13 protein-coding genes are annotated in these 22316 nt (G+C 43.3%); 7 read left to right on the forward strand and 6 right to left on the reverse strand.

The genetic code is table 11. The annotated features are described in order from the left end of the window. Positions 1-64: 64 nt before the first annotated feature. The gene (locus NSS67_RS16080; protein WP_339314205.1) at positions 65-1843 is read right to left on the reverse strand and encodes a histidine kinase; all 1779 of its coding nucleotides are present in this window, start codon (positions 1841-1843) and stop codon (positions 65-67) included. Then, the gene (locus NSS67_RS16085) at positions 1830-3269 is read right to left on the reverse strand and encodes a helix-turn-helix domain-containing protein (RefSeq protein ID WP_339314207.1); all 1440 of its coding nucleotides are present in this window, start codon (positions 3267-3269) and stop codon (positions 1830-1832) included. Before NSS67_RS16085 ends, NSS67_RS16080 begins: the two co-directional genes overlap by 14 nt. 249 nt (positions 3270-3518) lie before the next feature. Here NSS67_RS16085 and NSS67_RS16090 point away from each other — a divergent pair, with 249 nt between their 5' ends. From NSS67_RS16090 to NSS67_RS16110, 5 genes are all read left to right on the forward strand, one after another. After that, positions 3519-4487, forward strand: a complete 969-nt coding sequence (locus tag NSS67_RS16090; RefSeq protein WP_339314209.1) for an ABC transporter permease subunit — start codon at positions 3519-3521, stop codon at positions 4485-4487. Positions 4488-4511: 24 nt separating this feature from the next. Next, a complete protein-coding gene (locus tag NSS67_RS16095; RefSeq protein WP_339314211.1) occupies positions 4512-5411 on the forward strand; it encodes a carbohydrate ABC transporter permease in 900 nt (299 codons plus the stop codon). A 57-nt stretch (positions 5412-5468) separates the two neighbouring features. Next, entirely contained in the window at positions 5469-7100 is a 1632-nt protein-coding gene (locus NSS67_RS16100; RefSeq protein WP_339314213.1) for an extracellular solute-binding protein, read from the forward strand. 121 nt (positions 7101-7221) lie between these two features. After that, positions 7222-9117 carry a family 20 glycosylhydrolase gene (locus NSS67_RS16105; protein WP_339314215.1) on the forward strand — a complete coding sequence of 632 codons (1896 nt, stop codon included), beginning with the start codon at positions 7222-7224 and terminating at the stop codon, positions 9115-9117. A gap of 15 nt (positions 9118-9132) precedes the next feature. After that, the gene (locus tag NSS67_RS16110) at positions 9133-10635 is read left to right on the forward strand and encodes an arylsulfatase (protein ID WP_339314217.1); all 1503 of its coding nucleotides are present in this window, start codon (positions 9133-9135) and stop codon (positions 10633-10635) included. A 78-nt stretch (positions 10636-10713) separates the two neighbouring features. On the opposite strand, the gene NSS67_RS16115 is transcribed toward NSS67_RS16110, so the two are convergent. After that, positions 10714-12168, reverse strand: a complete 1455-nt coding sequence (locus NSS67_RS16115) for a sulfatase-like hydrolase/transferase (protein WP_339314219.1) — start codon at positions 12166-12168, stop codon at positions 10714-10716. A gap of 154 nt (positions 12169-12322) precedes the next feature. On the opposite strand from NSS67_RS16115, the gene NSS67_RS16120 reads away from it, so the two are divergent. Continuing rightward, complete coding sequence (locus tag NSS67_RS16120; protein WP_339314221.1) at positions 12323-14068, forward strand: beta-galactosidase family protein; 1746 nt, start codon at positions 12323-12325, stop codon at positions 14066-14068. Between the two features lie 255 nt (positions 14069-14323). After that, on the forward strand, positions 14324-14713 hold the full coding sequence (locus NSS67_RS16125; RefSeq protein WP_339314223.1) for a hypothetical protein: 390 nt from the start codon (positions 14324-14326) through the stop codon (positions 14711-14713). A gap of 82 nt (positions 14714-14795) precedes the next feature. Here NSS67_RS16125 and NSS67_RS16130 read toward each other — a convergent pair whose 3' ends face one another. The 3 genes from NSS67_RS16130 to NSS67_RS16140 form a co-directional block, all read right to left on the reverse strand. Beyond that, positions 14796-15821, reverse strand: coding sequence for a serine hydrolase (locus tag NSS67_RS16130; RefSeq protein ID WP_339314225.1), 1026 nt, complete (start codon positions 15819-15821; stop codon positions 14796-14798). Between the two features lie 46 nt (positions 15822-15867). After that, the gene (locus tag NSS67_RS16135) at positions 15868-16695 is read right to left on the reverse strand and encodes a MerR family transcriptional regulator (RefSeq protein ID WP_339320614.1); all 828 of its coding nucleotides are present in this window, start codon (positions 16693-16695) and stop codon (positions 15868-15870) included. Between the two features lie 197 nt (positions 16696-16892). After that, the gene (locus tag NSS67_RS16140) at positions 16893-22094 is read right to left on the reverse strand and encodes a bacterial Ig-like domain-containing protein (RefSeq protein WP_339314227.1); all 5202 of its coding nucleotides are present in this window, start codon (positions 22092-22094) and stop codon (positions 16893-16895) included. Between the last annotated feature and the right edge of the window lie 222 nt (positions 22095-22316).

Here is a 22316-nt window from a genome sequence, read left to right on the forward strand (position 1 = left end):
TGTGAATGCTGCGAACGATAAACATATGAAATGGAGGTTGCCCCTGAATGGGCAACCTCCATATTTATTCTATGGCTTCTTGTGGATCTATTAAAGATCCGGGAAGCCTCAAAACGGTCTTCGTCCCGCTACCTTCCTTACTGTACAGCAGAACTCCACAGGGATCTCCGTACTTAAGATTTAGACGATTATTGACGTTTAGGAGCCCGATATGATCGCCGGATTCTATATTCTTACCTGCCAGCAGCTCGGTTAGTTGTTCTAGCCTCTCAGCATCGATGCCTACACCATTATCTTCTACAGCGATTTCAAGGAGTCCCGCTTCGCTTTTCTCTACTGTGATCAGCAAGATGCCCTGACCTTGAGTTTCAAGCCCATGTCCAAGTGCATTTTCGACAATAGGTTGAAGGATCATTTTAGGTACCGGAATGTGTAACCATTCCTCTGGACAGAACAGCTTGTAAGTGAATTTGTCCGGGAAACGGCCTTGGTAAATCCTCACACAAGATTCTGCGATTTTCAGTTCCTCTCCAAGAGTTACCTCCTCTTTGCCTTTGATGCTGTACTTGAGCATCGTGCTTAACGCGGTAGTCATCTCGAAGATTTCTCGGTTTCCTTTTACTATCGCAACACCTTTGATGGTATCTAAAGTATTGCTTAAGAAATGGGGATTAATTTGACTTTGCAAATACGAGTATTCGGCTCGTTGCTTTTCTAGGTCAGTCTGGTAAAGCTGGGTTGTAGCATCGATTAATTGGTCCGTCAAATCGTGAATCCTTGTTGTCATATCATTGAACTGTCGAGAGATGATTTCAATCTCAGCGTAGCCCTTTAAATCGACCTTGTTGTTCAATATCCCTAGACTTCCGCCCTTTAATTGATTCATATAGCGCATAAGCCTAGACAACGGTCTTAAGAGATTCATCATGAGTACTGAGTACGGAATAGAGACGACCAACAAGATTAATGCTAGAAAAGCATAGCTGACCTTCTTCAATTTCTCCAGTTCTTTCATTAAATTATGTACAGGAACAGCGGTTATGATTTTTCCAGAGATCTCAGGTAGGCGAAAGGATTGAATAGCATATTTATTTCCGTTGACTGTTTCGACGATTGACTCTCCATCACTACCAGTTGCCCGGGTTTGAAACTGCTGGAGCATATCTTCCGGCTCATCGCTATTAGAGTAGATCATCCCTTTATCATCCATCATAAAAAAGCTGGTTCCGACCAATCGAGGATACTCAGAAATTTCAGTTTGAATGGCCTTCATATCCACAATAACAGCGATATAGCCGATTTTTTCTCCATATAGGGACGTGTCACCTGAAGCAAAGATGTTCATCCCGAAAAGTAATTTTCTCTTGTCGATTACCTTGTCTGGAGGACTGTATCCGCGATAATGAACGATTCCATCATCCCCGGCCGTCTTCATAAGATCTACAGCATATTTTGTTCTTCCTGCTAATGAAATACGAGTGTTTGAGCTCCCGATAATAATAATATCCAGGATGTCCGTATTCATGTTTCGGGCGATACTGAGCAATCCGTCTACCTTTTGAGAAAGGTCGTACTCCCGAAGCTTATCATTCTCGACAAGAAACTTTTGGACAGTCGAGTCGTACCCTACATTCATCATCATGGATGAAACGTTGGCATAGTTGGCAGAAATTCGTTGCTTGAGGAGGGACACTAGTTCCGTATTGTATTGCGTATTCTGATTGATGATGGTCTCGCTTGATAGTTGATATACCTTAGAGACGATGATTGGGATAATGGCTACAATAAACAACCCGAACAACAGAACCTGAGTACGGATGGATAGTCTCTTAAATGTCTTCATTGTTTTGTTCCCTATATTGCGTTGGTGTCATTTTGAGATGCCGTTTAAAAATTCGCGTGAAGTAGAAATAATCCTGAAAACCACATTTCTCACCAATTTGGTAAATGGAAAGGTCGGTTTCGACCAGCATTTTACAAGCATATTCAATTCGTAAACGACTGATATGTTCGATGATGGTCTCGCCAACTTCTTTTTTGAATAATTGGCACAAGTAATTAGGACTTAAAAAAAACTGATTGGCTAAATGTTGGATGGAAATCTCTTGGTTAAAATGGTTGCGAATGTACAACATGATTTCTTTGACTTTGTTGTTTGAAATTCGTGAAATATCAGTTTCGTTTCTGTTCATAAAAATATCAAGCGTCATAAGAATCAGATCATCGATCATAGCTTCAGCCGTGCCGTATCGATAATAGAGCTGTTCATACCCTTCAAAAAAACGACCATTAACTCGAGTCCCTTCCCGAGGAAATAAGTATAGGATCGATGTATAGAGCAAATAGGCCTCTTTAATGGTGAAGGTTCCCTCTTTGAATAACTTCTTTATTGATTCCATGGCTGCTATAAAACCGAGCCGGTCTTTACTATGAAGAATCCGGGAAATCTCTTTGAGCTTCTCGTCGATCGGTATTTCCTGTTGCTGATTCACACGATAACATCCAGGCATTCCCGTTGTGAACATACTGAAAGCAGCATGAGAGGCGGATTCTAAAGATGCATCCAATTGGTGTATATCCGAAATAGGAGGACCGATCCCAACCCCACACTCTTGTACAACTTCTGTTTGTTCAAGACCCCGGAGGAAGGCTTCGTATTGGCACTCTTCCAATAAGTAACCATACCGACGGCGGCTCATCGGGAATAACAGGGAAGAGAACTGCCCGACATTTACGGGTGAACTTAATCCTTGGATAACAATGGGGATATGAGGCGTATCTCTTGACAATGGTATTCTCTTTTCATTCAACCATGAGCTAATTCGTTCAAGATCTCCGGAACAAACTGCTTCATACAGTTCAAAGTCGTGGACAGGGTTGTCTTTAACCGCCTTCGATTCGTGTTGCTGCGCTATTCGGTTAAGCATTCCTTCAATTTCTTCGATTTCAAAGGGTTTCAGGCAGTATCCGAAAGTACCATAATTCATCGCTTTTTGTGCATAAGCGAACTCTGCATGTCCGCTGAGTACGATAAAGATTGTGTCAGGTGCGACAGCCTTGCCACGTTGTATGAGCTCTAGTCCATTCATTACAGGCATCTTAATATCTGTTAGGACAAGGGTGGGGCGAAGCGATTGAATTAATTGAAGGGCTTCTAGCCCGTTTTCGGCGTCGTCGATCACTTCAAAGCCGTATTTTTTCCAATTCACTCCTGCTTTAATTCCTTCTACAATCCACTTCTCATCATCTGCAATAATCACTGAACGCATAAGTGAATCCCCCTTCTCTTTGGAGCTCTTAGATTCATCCTAGCGATTGTGGGCCTAGGGGGGTATGGATTATCTTACGCTCACTATGTCGGATATTAAGCGTCACCGGTAGGTCACTCGCTTAGGTGTGAAAAATCCACATGATCGGAGTTGTATTCTCTATACACGATAATTTACACTCCCGATATAATTTACCATATAAATCGCTTACAAGCATAAACAATCTCATACAGAAAGGTGAGGAGAAGATTGGCTGATTCTGTAACCGCTCGTACGCCTAAGCGAAGCTTAAGAACTCTTGCACCTAAGCAGAGCTTAGGAAAAACGATTTTACAGTACAAGTATTTTTACCTCATGGTTCTACCAGTGTTAATCTGGTACGCCCTCTTCAGCTATGCTCCCATGTACGGAGTAACCCTAGCATTCAAATCTTTTAATTACAGTAAAGGGATTCTGGGAAGTCCCTGGATTGGCTTGGAGAATTTTCAAACGCTGTTGACCGACCCCGATTTTCGCAGAGCATTTTGGAATACGGTCATTATCAGCTTGATGAAGTTGATCACTCATTTTCCAATGCCCATTATCCTGGCGATTGTTTTATATGAGTTTTCCAGGACAAAAATGAAGCGATTTTTTCAGACGATCCTGACGTTCCCACATTTTATTTCATGGGTTGTACTGTCGGGGATCATCATCAATATTTTAAGCAAGGACGGGATTTATAACCAGATCATCATGTTGTTTGGTGGGGATCCAAATTCTCCTCTGGTGGATGAAAGTGCATTCAGACCCGTTCTATATATCACGCATGTGTGGCGAGAGATCGGTTGGGATTCAATCATTTACCTGGCGGCTCTTGCAGGGATCAATCCTGAGCTGTTTGAGGCGGCAGAAGTGGATGGAGCGAATCGGTTTCGCCGTTTGCTTAACATCGCATGGCCGGGCTTGAAAAGTACAGTCGCAGTCCTGCTAATCCTTCAAGTTGGACAACTACTAACCCAAGGCTCGAGCTTCGAGCAAATATTCAATCTGTATAGTTCACCGGTATATTCGGTTGCCGACACAATCGATACATACATTTATCGGACATCTTTCACGATTGGAAGCGACTTTGGATATACGACCGCCGTGGGTGTCGTCAAGTCCATTATCAGCCTAATTCTTTTATGGGCGGCCAACACGTTTGCTAAGAAGATGGGCGAGGAAGGACTGTATTAATTTGCATGAAAAGGGGAGAAGCAAGTGACCGACACAACGGTTAAAAAGAGAAAAAAATGGAGTGTCTTCGATATCGTCGCATTCGTGGTTCTGGGGCTTCTAGCACTAGTAACATTTTTTCCCTTCTATAATGTTCTTATTATCTCTGTTGCAAAGTTCGAAGCGATTAGTAAAAGCGACTTTTATATTTTTCCACTTTCATTTGACTTGTCGGCTTACAAGCTGTTGCTTCAGGATATGAAGTTTTGGTCTTCGATTTTAAATTCTGTCATCGTAACGGTGGTTGGCGTGTTGTTCAGCATGACAATCTCTGTGGCAGGAGCATACGCATTATCCAAGCGGGGAATGCCCGGCAGAAACATAATGCTTAGTTTGATCTTGTTCACTATGTTTTTCAATGGCGGTTTGATCCCCTTTTATCTAGTCGTTAAGGATCTGGGATTCGTAAATAATTTACTCGTCATGATCATACCCGCCGGTCTCAATACATTTTACCTAATCATTATGAAAAACTATTTTAATACTATCCCTGAGAGTTTAGAAGAATCGGCTAAGCTGGATGGGGCGAATGATCTGTATATCCTTTATAAAATCATTATTCCGATCTCTGCTCCATTCATGGCGACTTTTGCTTTGTTCTATGCGGTGGAAAGATGGAACGAATGGTGGTATGCGCTGATCTTCATCAGTGACGCCTCAAAAGCACCGCTCCAGATTTATTTACGGGAGACACTCATTACTTCGAATTCTTTGCTAAGTCAAATGGCACAGACGCTGGCTGAGCAGGAGCAGACGGGTAAGGTCTATACACCTGCACTTCAAATGGCGGCGATTGTGGTTTCGAGTATTCCGATTATTGTTGTGTATCCGTTCCTTCAGAAGCACTTTAATAAAGGCATTATGGTTGGTTCAATAAAAGGATAAGAAAGATTTTAAATAGATTGATTCTATCCTAAAATAGTATAAAGGGAGGTTTCAAGCATGCTTAGAAAGAAAATGATGACACTGGCATTATGTATAACTTTATTAGCTTCGGTGCTCACGGCTTGCGGTGGAGGCAATAACGACAAAGGGCAGTCGGGATCAAACGGTGAAGGGACTACCGACTCTTTTAATTCCACTGACAACCCTTACAAGGATCCGATGACCATTACTCTTGGTTTTTGGGACGCGGATGCTGAAATTGCTAACATCGAAAAAGATCCGATCGCTAAACAAGTATTGGAAAAATTTAAAATTACATTAAAACCTGTCAACATGACCTGGGATGACTATACCCAGAAGATTCAAATGTGGGCAGCTTCCGGTCAATTGCCTGACATTTTCGCGATCGACGCCGTCGGCACACAATATCAGCGCAAATGGGTTGAGCAAGGTGTTGTCAAAGCGCTTCCGGAGCTTTCTAAGTATCCTAACCTTGCAAAATACTTCGAATCGCCGGACATTAAAGGTTTAGGTGTAGATGGCAAGTATTATACCGTTCCTCGCCGGATGTTCCCGAGTGTCGATTGGAGCGCACTGGATCGTATGGTTTTCTATCGATGGGATCTTGCACAAAAGGTTGGTATCACAAAAGAACCAGAGACATGGGAAGAGTTCGAAGCCATGCTTGATGCAATCGTAAAGGCGGATCCAGAAGGCAAACGTATTACCGGTCTTACGACAACAACTACCAAGATGCTGGGTGGATTCTTCTGGTTGTATGGTAACCCGGTCGCCACGAGCGATGGAAGCGGCAGTGACTTCAAATGGATAAAAGAGGACGGAAAGTTTATCCCGGCTGTATTTTCCAAGAATGCTCTACCAGCGCTTCAGAACATGAAGAATATGTACGAAAAAGGATTGATTGATCCAGACATCGCGCTTGTTAAGCCAGCAGAATCCTATGACAATTTCGTGGCAGGTAAGGCGGCTGCTCTCCTGAGCGGTGGCGGTTATATAAATTTAAATGGAGATATGTATGAAAAACGCTGGAAAACAGCCTATCCGGATAAGGATATGACTGAGAGCGTGAAGGCGCTCAAGCCGCTTATCGGACCTGATGGTGAACGCTCACATGCTATCTTTAAAACATATTGGTCGGAAAGCTATTTCAGCAATAAGGTTGACGATAAAAAGATGGATCGCATCATGGCACTCTATGATTATGTGTTGTCGACGGAAGGCAAGGATCTGTTGACTTATGGCATCGAGGGTGTGGATTACAAGATTGAAAATGGGCAGAAGGTTGTCATTGAAAAGGGTTCGTTAAATGAGAAGTATCCGGCCAGTAGATTTCTAAAGAATTTGGTGGCGTATGAAACTTCGGATAGCTATAACATGGATAACCCGACGATCGCTAACGAAAGTATCCGCCAAGATGCTGTCGATTATATCGATTGGATTCAGAACAATACAAAGGTTCCAGAATACGACATTCGGTTAACTTATATGTCCACCCCAACAAAAGATAAATTTACTGTGCTTGACCATGATGATTTGCTTAAGATCATGCTTTCCAAAGAACCGGTGGAAAGTTATTGGAATAATATCTTGAACGATTATAAGGCTAAAGGCCTTGATAAAATGATAGAGGAAGTTAATGCGAAGGCCAAGGAACAAGGTATTGAATAATCGATTGATAGAGAAGATCCGGGCTAAATTAGCCCGGATCTTCCATTTAATTATTTGGAGTAGAACCAAGAATGTACGGCATTACTGATCGCATACTTATAAGATTAGGAGGGGAAAGTCTATGAACCTTAGCATTCACTTGACAGGGTTAACCGAGAAACAGCTATCAGCTGTTTCAGAAGTAGCAGGAATATTGAACATTCGAATGGAACGGTCAGGGATCCCAGTAAATTGTAAGAATCAAGGAAAGGGAATTCGAATAGCTTTCGATGAGGTTCAGGTCACCATTGCGTATGAACAGGAACATCAATTGATTCGGGCGCTCAGCCGATTCCTCGAGAACATACGTCGTGGAGAAAGAGTTGAAATAAATGAACTGCCGGTTTATGAACAGCTAGGATTCATGGTAGACTGCTCGCGAAATGCTGTTCTTAACCATGAAGGATATAAGGAATTGATCCGGCGCTTAGCGCTTATGGGATATTCAACGGTTCAACTGTATACGGAAGACACCTACGAACTTGAAGGGTATCCTTATTTCGGCTATTTAAGAGGACGATATACAGGGGATCAAATTCGAGAGATGGACCAGTATGCCGCGCTATTTGGTATAGAATTGGTTCCTTGTATCCAGACGCTGGCTCATCTGGGCCAAGCATTGAAATGGCAAGCACATGCAGCGCTAGTGGATTTCCAGGATATTCTTCTCATTGATGATCCCAGAACTTACGAGTTAATTGATCGAATGTTCGCTTTCATGTCGACCTATGTAAGCAGTCGCCGCATAAATATTGGGATGGATGAAGCGCATATGATGGGACTTGGTAAATATCTAGATAAGCATGGGTACCAGGATCGATCCTCCTTAATGTTGAAACACTTTAGCACTGTTATGGAAATCGCCAGGAAATATGGTTTCCGTACGATGATGTGGAGCGACATGTTTTTCCGTCTAGCAAGTTCCGGAGAATATTACGATGCTGAAAGTCCAATTAGCCCCGATATTGTAAAGCTGATCCCTGAAGACGTTACCTTGATCTACTGGGATTATTATACGGAAACGCAGGAGAAATACGACGGAATGTTACGCAAACATAAGCAGCTGAATGATCATATCGGTTTTGCAGGTGGAGCCTGGAAATGGATGGGATTCGCTCCAAACAATGAATTCAGTCGCCAAGTTAGTTTGTTGGCTCATGATAGCTGTGTTAAGCATGGAATTCAAGAAGTACTGATTACTGCATGGGGAGATAATGGGGCGGAGGCTTCCGTTTTCTCGGTTCTTCCTACCCTTCAACTTTGGGCGGAGCTGTGTTATACGGGATGTTTCGTGGAGAGCCATGTCAAAGACAGATTCGGCAGCTGCGTGCAAGGCGATTATGATGACTTTATGGCACTCGATGCGGCCAATCTGGTTCCAGGCAATTCGGCACCGGGGGGATGTTCCGTCAATCCGGCTAAATACTTGCTTTATCAAGATATTTTATACGGGTTGTTCGATCGACATGTCGTTCCCCACGCTTATTCGAAGCATTACCAGCAAAGTGCGGAAATGTTCGAACAGGCGATCACTCGCAATTCGCCTTGGCAATCCTTATTCACTGTACAGGCGAGCTTGTGTCGCGTACTCGAGATAAAGAGTGAAGTAGGGATTTCCATACGAGATGCGTATAGCCGTGGGAATTTGGAGGAATTGGCTCATTTTTCTAATGTGACATTGCCAGAACTATCAGATTTGATAGGGCGATTTATGGATGACTATCGTGTGCAATGGGAGCAGGAAAACAAGGTGTTTGGTCTTGATGTTTTTGATCTTCGTATGGGAGGAATGCTTCAGAGGATTAGGACGGCTATTCATCGAATCAATAGTTATGTCGAAGGGAAAGTGGAACAGATAGCTGAATTAGAAGAGGAGCTGCTAACGTTCGACGGTCTCGTTGATGATGACGGCCCAAGGGCGATAAGTGCGAATTTGTGGCACACGATCGCAACGCCTTCCGTCATCGCAGGAGTATAAGAAGGGAGTGAGGTTATGATTGACACTAAGCTGGACCATCAAAATGGCTCAAAGCGGCCTAACCTTTTGCTTATCACAGTGGATCAGATGCGTTTTGATTGCCTGAGCATCATGGGACATCCCGTCGTTGAGACACCCAACCTGGATTCTCTGGCATCAAGAGGAATATTATTTGAACACGCTTACTCAGCTACCCCGAGTTGTATTCCCGCAAGGGCTGCTATCATGACAGGAATGGGCCAGAGATCACATGGGCGGGTTGGTTATCAGGATAAGGTTGAATGGAATTACGCACATACGATTGCCGGAGAGCTTGCTCAAGCTGGTTATCATACGCAGTGTGTTGGCAAGATGCATGTGTATCCTGCACGTAATCTATGTGGGTTCCATAATGTGGTGCTGCATGATGGATATCTTCACTACAATCGGGACAAGAGCCAAACGTTCCAAGATGAACACTATGATCAAGTGGACGATTATTTACAGTGGCTGCGAAGACAAACTAATGCCAATTCGGATATCACTGATTTAGGCCTTGATTGCAACGCCTCAACGGTTGCCCGACCATGGCACTTGCCGGAAGCGATGCATCCAACGAATTGGTGCGTAACCGAGTCGCTAGACTTCTTGCGAAGAAGAGACCCTGGGAAACCATTTTTCCTATGGTCTTCCTTCGTTCGCCCGCATTCCCCATTGGATCCACCGCAATGTTATCTAGATATGTACAAGGACTTGGAATTTCCGGATCCTCCAGTCGGTGATTGGGTGGACGAGAATGCGGCATTAAACAGGGTTAAGGATCCAACTTCTTCGTTCACTTCTTTGCCAAAACGCAGATTGGATCGTGCCCGTGCTGCGTATTATGCGCTAATTACGCATCTAGACGATCAAATTGGGAGGTTGATCAATGGGCTGCAGGAATACGGAGTTGTAAATGAAACTTTGATTCTATTTACTTCTGATCATGGTGAGATGATGGGTGATCATCATAGCTTTCGTAAATCTCTTCCATATGAAGGGAGTGCTAAGATTCCCTTCATAGTATATGACCCGGGAGAAACGCTTGGACTTCTTGCAGGCTCCCGGCTCGATTCCGTTGTAGAGCTTCGCGATATTATGCCAACATTTCTTGAAGCTGCTGGCATCCAAACACCAGTTACAGTAGAAGGGCAAAGTGTGTTACCACTGTGTAGGGGAGATCTGACAGTGTGGCGATCTTATATTCATGGGGAACATGCCTATGGCGATAAGTCCAACCACTTCTTAACGGATGGAAGAGAGAAATTCATTTGGTATTCGCAGACTGGGGAAGAGCAGTACTTTAATCTAGTGGCCGACCCCACAGAGAAGGTTAATGCGATCAGATGTACCGATATATCCGAGCGTATAAATGAATGGAGAGAGCGTCTTATTCACGAGCTGGAGGGACGTGAGGAAGGGTTTGTAAACAACGGCGAATTGATTGCCGGGCGACCCATCTGCAATATTCTTAAAGAGTCCGAATTGAGGGAATCATAATAACTTAGGGCAGGCTGAACTATCAGCTTGCCCTAAGTTTTTTACGGAATTATTAAGGAGTTTAGCTTGTGTTTTGATTCACCAGCTACTCCGGCGCTCTGGCAAAGGGTCCTGATCTTGAATCATTCGATGGACAAGCAATTCTACCATTGAACGGCGAATTTCACTATAATCGGGATCCTCAAAACGATTGTGGTTTTCATGAGGATCCTCTTTCAGATCATATAACTCACCGTAGGTCTCTCCTGCAAAGAGAACTAGCTTATAACGTGATGTTCGCAAACACTTAGCGTTAATGCCTCGATCATGAGCAATATAAGCCGTTAGTGCAGAATTACGTACATGGGACTCCCTTCCGGCTAACACCTCCATCTGTGACACACCTTGAATTCCGTAGGGACAGTTGAGACCTGCAGCTTCAAGTAGTGTGGGAACAATATCAACATGCTCCATCAAGGCAGAGACGCGTTGCCCGGAAGCAATCCCAGGACCGCGTACGATCATCGGGATCCGCGTTAAACCTTCATAAAACCACGGCCCCTTGTAAATCAGTCCATGGTCACCGAGCAACTCTCCATGGTCGCTGGTGAACAGAATGACTACATCATCGTACACCCCTTTTTGACGCCAAGCCTTTATAATACGTCCGATTTGTTCATCAATGAAGGTAATCATCGCATAATAATTTCGAGTGAGCCGTTTCATAAGCGCTTCATCTAAAAAATGCTCCTCACCGCCACCAGGCCAATACCCTCCCTGACTCTGACGCAATAGATGTGGAGGACGAAGATGCACGTCGTCAGCTTCTCTGGTTGGTGATGGAATGTCAATGTCCGCGTACATATCCGCGTAAGCTTTTGGTGGGTCAAAGGGATGATGTGGATCGACGAAACTGGACCATAAGAATAGCGGTTGCTCGGTTTTGTGGGAAAGGATAGCATTGATGCTCCGTTCAGCAATCCAGTATGTCTGATGCAGCTCCGGAGGGATTTCGCTCTCCCATACGTCGTTTTGAGCATTAGAGGCTCTGTAACGGTCCTTGGTGAAACGCTCAGCTACTTCAGGGTTGCGCTCCCTAAGCCACTCTATGTATTCACCGATGCAATTGTCTTCAGTAATGTGATGTTCATCAAATCCGTAGTACGTTCCATCGGAAGCTCTTCCGCGATCTCGATAAGCGGGATCTTCATATTCTTGTGAAAAGTCCCCCTTCATTTGAGGACGGAAATGCATCTTTCCTATACCGATGGTTTTATAATTCGCTGTCTTTAAATGATCGCATAAGGTAAGTTCATCTTCTTTTAGAGTGGTACCGATGTTCCAAGCCCCATGAACATGCGGGTGCCTTCCTGTAAAAATGGAAGAACGTGAGGGCGTGCAAACGGGACTAGCGCAGTAAGCTCCAGTGAAGAGTGTGCCTTCCGAAGCAAGCTTGTCTAGCTCAGGTGTCAGTACGGAATCGTTTTCGATACCTAGTGCATCCGCACGCATTTGATCTGTAGTAATTAACCAAATATGAGTTCTTTTTGACATCCGTAACAACCCCCTATGAGTATAGTGTATAGCATCAGAAAAGCCTCTAGCAACCAATGAATTCTCCATATAATTTATTAGAATCGTCCATATGGGTTGATATTTTTATTACCTATAATTGAATAGTCTATCTCAATGTTGGAGGGAGAATTATATGCGGAAGTTATCCATATCAGGGGATCATTTTATATTAGACGAACAACCCATCCGGTTGCTTTCAGGTGCGCTTCATTATTTCCGGATTGTTCCGGAATATTGGCAAGACCGTTTGTTGAAGCTGAAGGCTTGCGGATTGAATGCAGTTGAAACCTATATTCCTTGGAATTTACACGAACCAGAGGAAGGTAGCTTCAATTTCGCAGGCTATGCTGACATCGAGGCTTTCGTTAGACTTGCTGGAGAGCTCGGTTTACACGTGATTTTACGACCAAGTCCTTATATTTGTGCGGAATGGGAATTCGGAGGATTGCCAGCTTGGTTACTTGCGGACGATAACATACAGCTGCGTTGTAATAGTAAGGTTTATTTATCTAAGCTGGATGCCTACTTCGATGAGTTGCTTCCCCGTTTGCGCCCTTTGTTAAGCACTAACGGTGGGCCTGTGCTTGCCCTTCAAGTAGAGAACGAATATGGAAGCTTTGGAAGTGATAAGACTTACCTGAATTATCTAAAAGAAGGAATGATCGCCCGCGGCATGGATGTTCTGCTGTTCACTTCAGATGGAGCTGAAGATCATATGCTACAAGGCGGTATGATCGAAGGAGTGTTCGCCACGGTAAATTTCGGTTCACGAGCAAAGGAAGCCTTTGCTAAACTACGTGAATATCAGCCTACGGGGCCGTTGATGTGCATGGAATTCTGGAATGGATGGTTTGACCACTGGATGAAACCGCATAATACACGCCCCGAGTCTGAAGTAGCGGAGACGTTGGAGGAGATGCTGGCTTTAGGTGCGTCTGTTAACTTCTATATGTTCCATGGGGGAACGAATTTTGGATTTATGAATGGGGCAAATCTTTTTGACAAATATGAGCCCATCGTAACTAGCTACGATTATGATACGTTACTGGACGAATCCGGTAAGCCAACTGCAAAATTCTTCGCCGTCCGAAAAATAATTGAGAAATACGTAGCGTTGCCGCCACTGGAATTACCACCCGTAATTCAGTCACGAGCTTACGGTAAAGTGCTAATGATAGAAGCCGCACCTTTGTTCACTCAGTTAGAAGTTTTGTCTCACCCTGAACGTAGAGCATGTCCCGAGCCAATGGAGAAACTAGGTCAGGATTATGGGTTTATCTTGTATTCGACGAAGATCAGTGGACCACGCAGCGGTATGGAGCTTGTTCTTCAAGAAGTACGCGATCGAGCGCTTGTATTTGCGAATGGTAATTTTGTCGGTACAGTAGGACGCTGGGATCCGAGAGGGATTCCATTAGAGGTTCCAACGGAGGGACTGCAAATCGACATTCTTGTGGAGAACATGGGGCGCGTAAATTATGGCCCGCAGCTTCGTGATCCGAAAGGCATAACATGTGGCGTTAGACTAGGCTATCAATTCTTGCATGATTGGACTATTCGTTCATTGCCTTTAACCGATCTTAAGGGATTATCATTCACACCAATAGATTGCGAGCAACGTCAGCAGCCTACTTTCTACCGGGGATGCTTTCAAGTCAGTGAGCCTGAGGATACTTTTTTGCGGCTGGACGGATGGGGCAAAGGCCAAGCTTTTATAAATGGCATTAATTTAGGTCGCTACTGGGAGAAGGGCCCGACAAAAACGCTTTACATACCGGCACCGCTTCTGCGTCAAGGCGGGAACGAACTAATCTTGTTTGAATTACATGGCGTAATGGAGCCAGTGGTTACTTTTGTCGATACACCAGAGCTCACATGATAGTTAACGGGTGAGTAAGTATCTTGATTCTATAGTATTGATCTGATGATTTTTAATATATAATCAAGACAATAGTCATTTCATAAAATTACCACTAGAAGTGAATGATTGAAGAATCTCTCTGTCCACTGGGAATTGTACAATAATTGAACATACGTCTAATGATGACTTCCGTCTCCCTGAATTAGTGGGATGAATATTTAACCTACCAGAAGAGTTGGCTGAGGCTAGAAGAGCTATAGAGGAGGATTTAAAATGAGTTATGATTTGATGGCGTTCGAGACGTCTAAAGCACCGCAAGAGAGAGCAACGTTTATGAAGTGGTATGAGCAGCAAGTGCAGTGGTCGGAAGACCATGCCTATAATGATCCATCAGTTTTATCGGAGGCGCTGCAACGCTTTTATAGTGAGTTGTCCGAGCAATTTCCTAATATGAATGTAGAGGATGAGATTTTTGAGGCGATGGAGGAAGCCGGAACGGATAACCGGTTGACTGACTACTCGCTTGGCACATCCGTCATCTATGCGGCGTTCGCGTATTCCATAGCTGACGAAGCTTACACGGCGATGCGGGAGTTGGCTATAAAACACAAAGTAGGATTTTTTGATGTAAGCAGCAACGAAGGCGATATTATTTTTCCTTGAAGTAAAATGATTTAGAGTGTAGACAGCTGGTTGCTCTTCTTGATGTTAATGAAGTGGCAACCAGCATGTTCTAACTTCTTTACTATACTACAGACGGAATTATACAATCCTTAATCAGAGGCCACCGGTCACGAGGCTGAAGTGTGAATTCTGAGGCGATGGCTACGATAAGTTTTTTTTCTGGAATGCAACAAATGACATTACCACCATCCCCTAACGCTGAGTAAGTGTAAATCTCATCTTCTTCGCGTAGCCACCACAAATAACCGTAATGATTAGGGTTCATCGCTGTTGATTCTTCAATCCATGTCTCCGAAATAATCTGATTATTCTCCCATTTTCCCCGGTTCAAATATAATAAACCAAAACGCGCCATTTCGCGTGGAGACAACGTAAGTCCCCATCCTCCTGTGGTGATACGATTGGGGTCTTCCACCCATCCCTTCACATTTACCCCAAATAAATCATCAAACCCAAATGATTTCATCTCATAATCCGGGATTTCCGTCATGCCGATAGATCTGAATAATCGCTCGTTAGCAAACTCACGGGCACTTTTTCCTGTGGAACGAGAGATGATAGCTGACAGCAAGTGCGCCCCTGCAGTAGAATATTTGAAATCTCCAACGTTCCCTTGGTGGCCAAGGCTGTCTAGTGTGTATTTGACCCAGTCGGACGATTTACACAGTTGGTCGAGTGGTTCGTGCCAGTCCTCGAAAGCATAGGGTGCTGTCATAGTGAGCAAATGGCGTATAGTGATTTCTCGTTTTTGTAGATTAGCAGCAGCATCGTCGGGAACATAGTCGGGGAAAAAATCCAGCACCTTCTGATCAACATGCTTGATAAATCCGGCATCAATGGCAATACCAATGAGGGCGGATAAGATGCTTTTCGTTTCAGAAGCCACATGATGCAGATCATCCGGGCTATAGCCATTGAAGTATTGTTCATAGGCAATATATCCATTTCTCACTACTACAATTCCGTTTATATTGCTATAGTCGGATTTAATCTTCGCTTCTAGTGCTGAAAGTTGTTCAGCATCCATTCCTAAGGTAGCTGGATCTGACGTTTGCCAGTCTGTCGTGGGCCAGTAGTTTCTATTCATTTAGGTAACTCCTTATATTTAAATTTTGGTGTGAATATGAGTGTGGCTACGATCTTTTCTTAACTGGAAAATACACCTCAGTAACAAGATCCTCAGGATCAGTATTTTGCGTGGGGTCTGTTATATATTTTTCATAGGGTGAGTTCACCATTTCATAACCTTCATTTTCTATCCATTCTGTGAGCTTCGCATAAACCGATGTTAATTCTGAATATGGGCCCTTATAAACAGACTTCGCACACAGCCCTTCACGTAATTCTCTCGTTCCATTTACGATCTCCTCAATAGGTAGGGCAAACTCTGTATCATTCCCGGCAGGATTATATTCTTGGCTGTGATAAATTGTTATTGGCGTGCCAAGCAAGGTCAGCTTTTCAGTGGCAATAGTTTCATACAGTTTGCTAAAATACTTACCATATCCAAGCGCATAATCATCACTGCTCAACATTTGACGCGTGAAAAGAATATGCATTGGTTTGGTTTCAACAAGTTGCACTTCTATCTTATTTAGGTAGGACATCATAGATAATCCTTTCTCTAAATTTAGAACATCACTATTAATTTGCTTTAACGTATATTCGTAAGTTCGTAGTTTCTCTTGTAGTTTTCTTTTTTTGAGATTTAGGGCTGTACTAAGCTTCTCTTCAAAATGATCCTGCTCCCATTCCAGAATATCTTTGATTTCTTCTAGTGAGAAATGATAAGATTTCAAACGGTTGATAAAGAGCATTTTTGTTAGTTGTTTGATGGAATAATACCTATAACCGTTCACGGGATTAATCTCATCGGGATGAATTAATCCAATTTCATCATAATACCGCAGCGTTTTGGTTGACACTTCGCATATCTTCGAGAATTCTCCTATGGACAGCAACAATCTCATCTCCATTTCTTCGATATTTAATGATATATAAACTTTGAATTTCGGTGGTTTGTTCAATTCCACTATGCACCTTCCCCTTAGGGTAAAGTCAATAGCAAACTATTGTATCCACTCCAAGGTTACGACTCAAAAAAAGAACCCCAAAAACCACATGGATATGATTTTTGAGGTGCTCTATTTTGGATTTATTATTGTATAAGAATTCTGTAAATCAGCATGGCCGCTTCGGCACGTGTGGAATGGGTAGTTGGCATGAGCTGCTGCTGAGCGTCCCCTTTAATTAGACCTGCTGCTACAAGCACCGCTACATCATCTGCTGCATATTGAGAGATTTGGTCATGGTCAGTAAAGTCAACTAGTGATGTAGATGATGAAGGCGTAGAACTCAACTTTCCTGCTGCCTTCAGTGCTCTAGCCACCATAACAAACATCTCTTGTCTAGAGATAGATTCATGCGGTTGATAACGTCCATCCGTTTGACCGTTAACGATTCCTGATTTCTGAGCAATCATAAGTCCCTCGTAAAAGTAATCGCTCGGTGACACATCGGAGAAGCCAATCTCATCTACTTTAGTGAGTCCCAAAATTCTAACTAATAAAAGTGCGAAATCTGCGCGAGTAATCGCCTGATCAGGTTTGAATTCTGTGTCTGATATGCCGTTAATGACGCCCTTAGATGTTAGCACTTCTACTACGAATTTCGCCCAATGTGAATCATTGATATCCCTAAATGTTTTGTGATTGTAGACAGCTGCATACTGGCCGAAAGAATCTGTTGTCGAGAAAATAGCCTGCTTCCTTACTGCATCATAATCTCCATTTAATAATGGATGAATGTTTTCGTTAACGTCGATGTTCCACACGACAATAAAAGCATTGTTCGATGCAGGTACTGCTGCTGGATGAGAAAGTCCAATCTGTATAGCTGATTGTAGAGTGTTCAAAGGAATCTTTATTCCATCCAAGCGAAGCTCATATTCGATGAGAGAACTTTCTCCTAACATCTCTTGTATTTTCCCTACGGTATCGACCGTTCTCAGTAGCAAAGTAACAGTCTTCACTTTGTCTATCATATTCGCCGGGAAAATACTATCTGCTAACAAGATGGTAGCTAACGATGAATTGATCTCAAGCTGTAAGGAAGAAGTTCCTGCATGAAATGCAGTAGCAGGGAGTGTTATTTGATATTCCTTTATGTCTGAGGCTGGATCAACTGATAGCTGAATTCGGACAGTAGTATTACCAGTTGAATTAGGCTTGGCTAGTGTAATTATCCTCTGAAAGGAGGATTCATTCAATATTGCGCTAGCGGTTCCTGCTTCCATAGAAATAGGTAGGTCAACCTTTACACTGCCATCCAACAAGAGTACAGTAGTGGCTGAATCCCCAACAGATGAGCCGGAACTTCCTGAGCTCGATGAAGAAGTCGGACGCGGCGAAGTGGTCGGGACTGGTGAAGCGTTCGGATCTGGTGTAGCGTTCGGACTCGGTGAATTGGTAGGACTAGGTGAAGAAGTAGGACTAGGTGAAGAAGTAGGACTTGATGTTGGGCTTGGCTCCGGCTCATCAAAAGGAATGAATTTCAGGAAGTCCCCCCAGATGACATTACCCTCCGTATCCCGCATATAAGTACTTACCGGTAGTAAGCTGACAAAGTTTGAATCCGTGAGCTGCTTACCAGACTTATTGGCTAAGGTTGTACCGTCATACATAAAGTTGTTGTCAGACGCCAATGAGGAGGGATACTGGTCTTTCGCAATGTTGTTCGTCCGGTAGGATTTGAAGCCATCGATCTTAAAGTCTGCTGTAATATGATCATAAGTCGTAAAGCTCAGATTTCCACGTGCATTGTTGAACCCAATGTTGTTAATAGCAATAACGCCTGGATTACTGTTGCTTGTAAAACCATATGCACCATTGCCGAAGGCGATAGAATTTCGGATGGTATGAGTGACGTAAATGCCTTCACCACCCAGTTTAAATCCATTCTTGTCACCAGCACCTACGGTTCCATCCGTTAAGAATCCGTTGTTAAAGGCAGCACTATTCTCAATCAATACAGGGCCGATCGTACCTGAACCTGCCTTGGTGTACAAGTCCCAGCCATCGTCGATATTGTTATGTGCTAGGCAGCCTCTGAAAATATTACCAACACCGGCAGTCAATTTCGCTGCGAAACCATCGGCATTATTGTCGGATGGATCGCGGTTATCAAAGGATGTACTGTTCAGAATTAAGTTGTAAGATGGCCATTCAGCTATTTCTTGAGCTGTTCCATCAGTACGGCTAATTTGTAGACCGGTGTCACCATTTGCATAAAATCTACTATTTTCTACGATGTTATGATTTCCCCCAACAGTAAAGCCCTTTGTATTACCAGCCGAGCGGGTGATATCTAGACCCTTCACATGCCAATAGTTCCCGCTGAGAAGGACACCTTCTGTTTTTTTGTCAAAATCAATTATCGGACGTGCGTCTGGTGCAGCCTCCAAATATTTCTTTGCGGTTGCTTTACCGTCATTGTACTTTTTAATTTGGAGTGGTGATTTCTGCACATAACGACCATCAAGTACGATAATGTGTTGACCTGGCTTGACGAAATCAATCGCTGTGTCGATATCAAGCGGGAGATCTATCGTTCCATCACCAGTACTAGTTCCGGTTGGAGATACATAAATATCTTCATCCTCACGGTAGCTATTCATTGTGACTGTGAAGTTATGAACGATTTTATCATATGAGGTCAAATATTGAGTATCGTCTGGTAAAAAAGTAATACTGAAGTTCGTATCTCCTAAATTCGCAAGCGTTGCTGGAATAGTGAGTAGTTTATTGGCTTCAACTTCAATATCCTGCGCGATGATCGTAGATCCTTGCTTCAAAGTTACTGTTCCATTGACATTAGGGCGCACAATCATTGGATACGCTGGAGCTGAAGTCTTGCTAAGGGATAATATGCTTATGCTTGGTGTAACCGGCGCTGATGGTGGTTCAACTTTGGGTGAGTCCGTAGCCGCTGAAGTCACCGTTAACTGGATATTACTGATATTGATCGTAGCTAGCCGAGCTGCATAAAAGCCGACATACATCTTGGAATCTTGAACCTTAAGGATATCTGGCGTAAAGATTATAGATTCCTGACCATTATTCAGCAGACCCTTAAAGCCGCTATTCGTCTTAGAAAGCGTTAGACGGTAAGGGACTACAGGGGCTGTGTTGTTAGGTGCAGGACGTTCTTTTTTGAGCATGATCGTTTGAATCCCTTTACTCCCGGTGCCATCAGATTTTTCAACGCCGGATCGAACAAACAGCTGAGTACCAAGATCATTTCTTGTACCTCCGCTGTAGGCACCAATAGCAGCAATATTTGAGGCGAATACACTAGAATTTCCGGGTGTACCAATCGCGTCACGTGCCATCATGCCGAATGATTCTTGACCGTCATAGGGGTTTTTTGCAAAAGCTAACACTTGGATATCTGCTGACAGAATGAAATTATCCTCTGATGCATCGAGCTCGGTGTAATAGAAGGTGATGCCATCATGGTCTTCGGTAACCTTGCCGCCGCCTTCCAGAGCGATGAGCTCTATCGACCCATCTTCTTTTAGAATGGTCTGGTTATTAGCGGTTGAAGTGGATTGACCGAATTGGATACTATGCCATACGGGCACAATCTTTTCCCTGACTGTGACAGAATACGTAATCGGCTTAAGGGATGAATCCGCAGGGATTATGCCGATTTCATAAACTCCTACCTTTTTGTTATCGAACTGAGAGGAGTCGAGGGTGTAGCTACTAAGAACTTCTCTATTCGAGTTGTCATAGACCTTAGATACGATTAAATTGTTGCTGTCAAATTCATCGTTTAAAAAGAAAGTCGTTGCTGGATAGCTGGTTACTTCGATACCAACGAGCTTCTTAATTTTAACCTCAACTTGGAAAGAAGCGGTTAATCCTTTATGAGTTACAGTGATTTTTTTATCTCCCGGAGTCAAGGTATCGAGCGAAGAGACGATATATTCATTTTTCATGAGTCGTATTTGAGTGCCATCAGAATAATGAGCATAAAGGACAAGTCCTTCTAGTTTGATAGAATCACCGATGTAATAGACCGTTTGCTTAGGCTCATTTTGAATTTCTATACTGGATAGGGTAGCAGCTTTCACTTCCACATTAAAACTAGTGGTGACTGCAGGCGCCTCTGTTGAAATAATGGTTACCTCATATGAGCCCGACTGTGTAAACAGATAAGGTGCTTTATCCGATACCGGTTGTTCGTTAATAGAGAGTGAGTAGAGATCACTAATCAGTTCTTTAGTTAAGAAACCATCATTATAATTGGCAGCAAGAACAAGACCGTCTGGATCAAACGTATCCCCTGGATAATAGATGGTTTTTGCTGGATCATACTTGACGGTTAATGAGGTCATAGTTAACGGAACGATTTGAAGAATTATTTTTGCGGAAGCACCGTTATAATTAATTGTTACTGTATTTTCCCCAACCTTACTGCTATCAAAGCCAGTCACAATATAATCAGAAGAGGATAAAACAGCTTCACTATGATCAGAAAAAATAGCTTTAACGACTAGTCCAGTCAAATCAAGAGGTTCACCGACCAGATAGGAGGTTTTGGTCATCGCACTTGCATCAGCAACTAAGCTGGAGACTGTTTTGGACTCGACCTTGATGTCTACTTCGCTAAAAGTTACGGTTGCATCTCTAGCTACGTAAAGCCCTGCAAAGATTGAATCAGTGAACGTATCGTTCAGGGTCACAATTTCGGTTTGGTCATCGATACTAAGTAGATAAGTATTGCCCGATTTTTTTATGCTGAGATCATAGGCTTCACCCGCAGCAGGGGCGTTGATAACGCTAAATGGAGTGAGCTTTGCTTGTGTTGTTTTTTTATAAAAACCTTTCATCACCTGATCTAACGCACCAACCGCTACGTAGTTAGACGTTATCGTGCTAGAATCGCCGTTTATTCCAATGGTATCTCTTAACATAAGTCCGAAGGATTTCTGATTAGGCGTACTAACGCTGCTATTGCTATTAAATGAAGTGACTGTAGCTTTTGCTTTTAGTTCGAAGTTAGCGTCAACAGGGATCTCTTTGTAGTAAAAAGATAATCCTTCATCGCTGCTGGAGATTTTACCGCCGTAAGTAGTCATTGTTACCGAGGTCTGATCCTGAGCAACAGGCTCGGGGTTCTTAGCTGGCGTTGTATTTCCACCGAAGGCGCTAAATGCCCAAGGCCATTCACTTTGAATGTTAATTATCCCATCATAAGGATCATTGACCTCCTCTGCAAACATGGATGGTGGAAAAGATGAAACCAAGAGTAGGAAGGTTACCAGCATGGCTAACAAGCGTTGATGTGTTCTCAATGATTAAAACCTCTCCTTATTTGACCGATTTTTGACGAAAGTTTAAGTCTGATCATCCGAGATTATACGTTATCGCAGAAAAGTACAGCTATAATCAATACCCCATGTACCGCTGTATACAAGGGATGAGAGGGAGGATATGAGTTAATGACACTCCGTTTACGCTTAATTGAATTCGATACATAGCAATAAAAAAGGAGAACGGCGATTGGGCTTAAACCC

It is taken from the genome of Paenibacillus sp. FSL R10-2734 (assembly GCF_037963865.1).
GTDB lineage: Bacteria > Bacillota > Bacilli > Paenibacillales > Paenibacillaceae > Paenibacillus_AQ.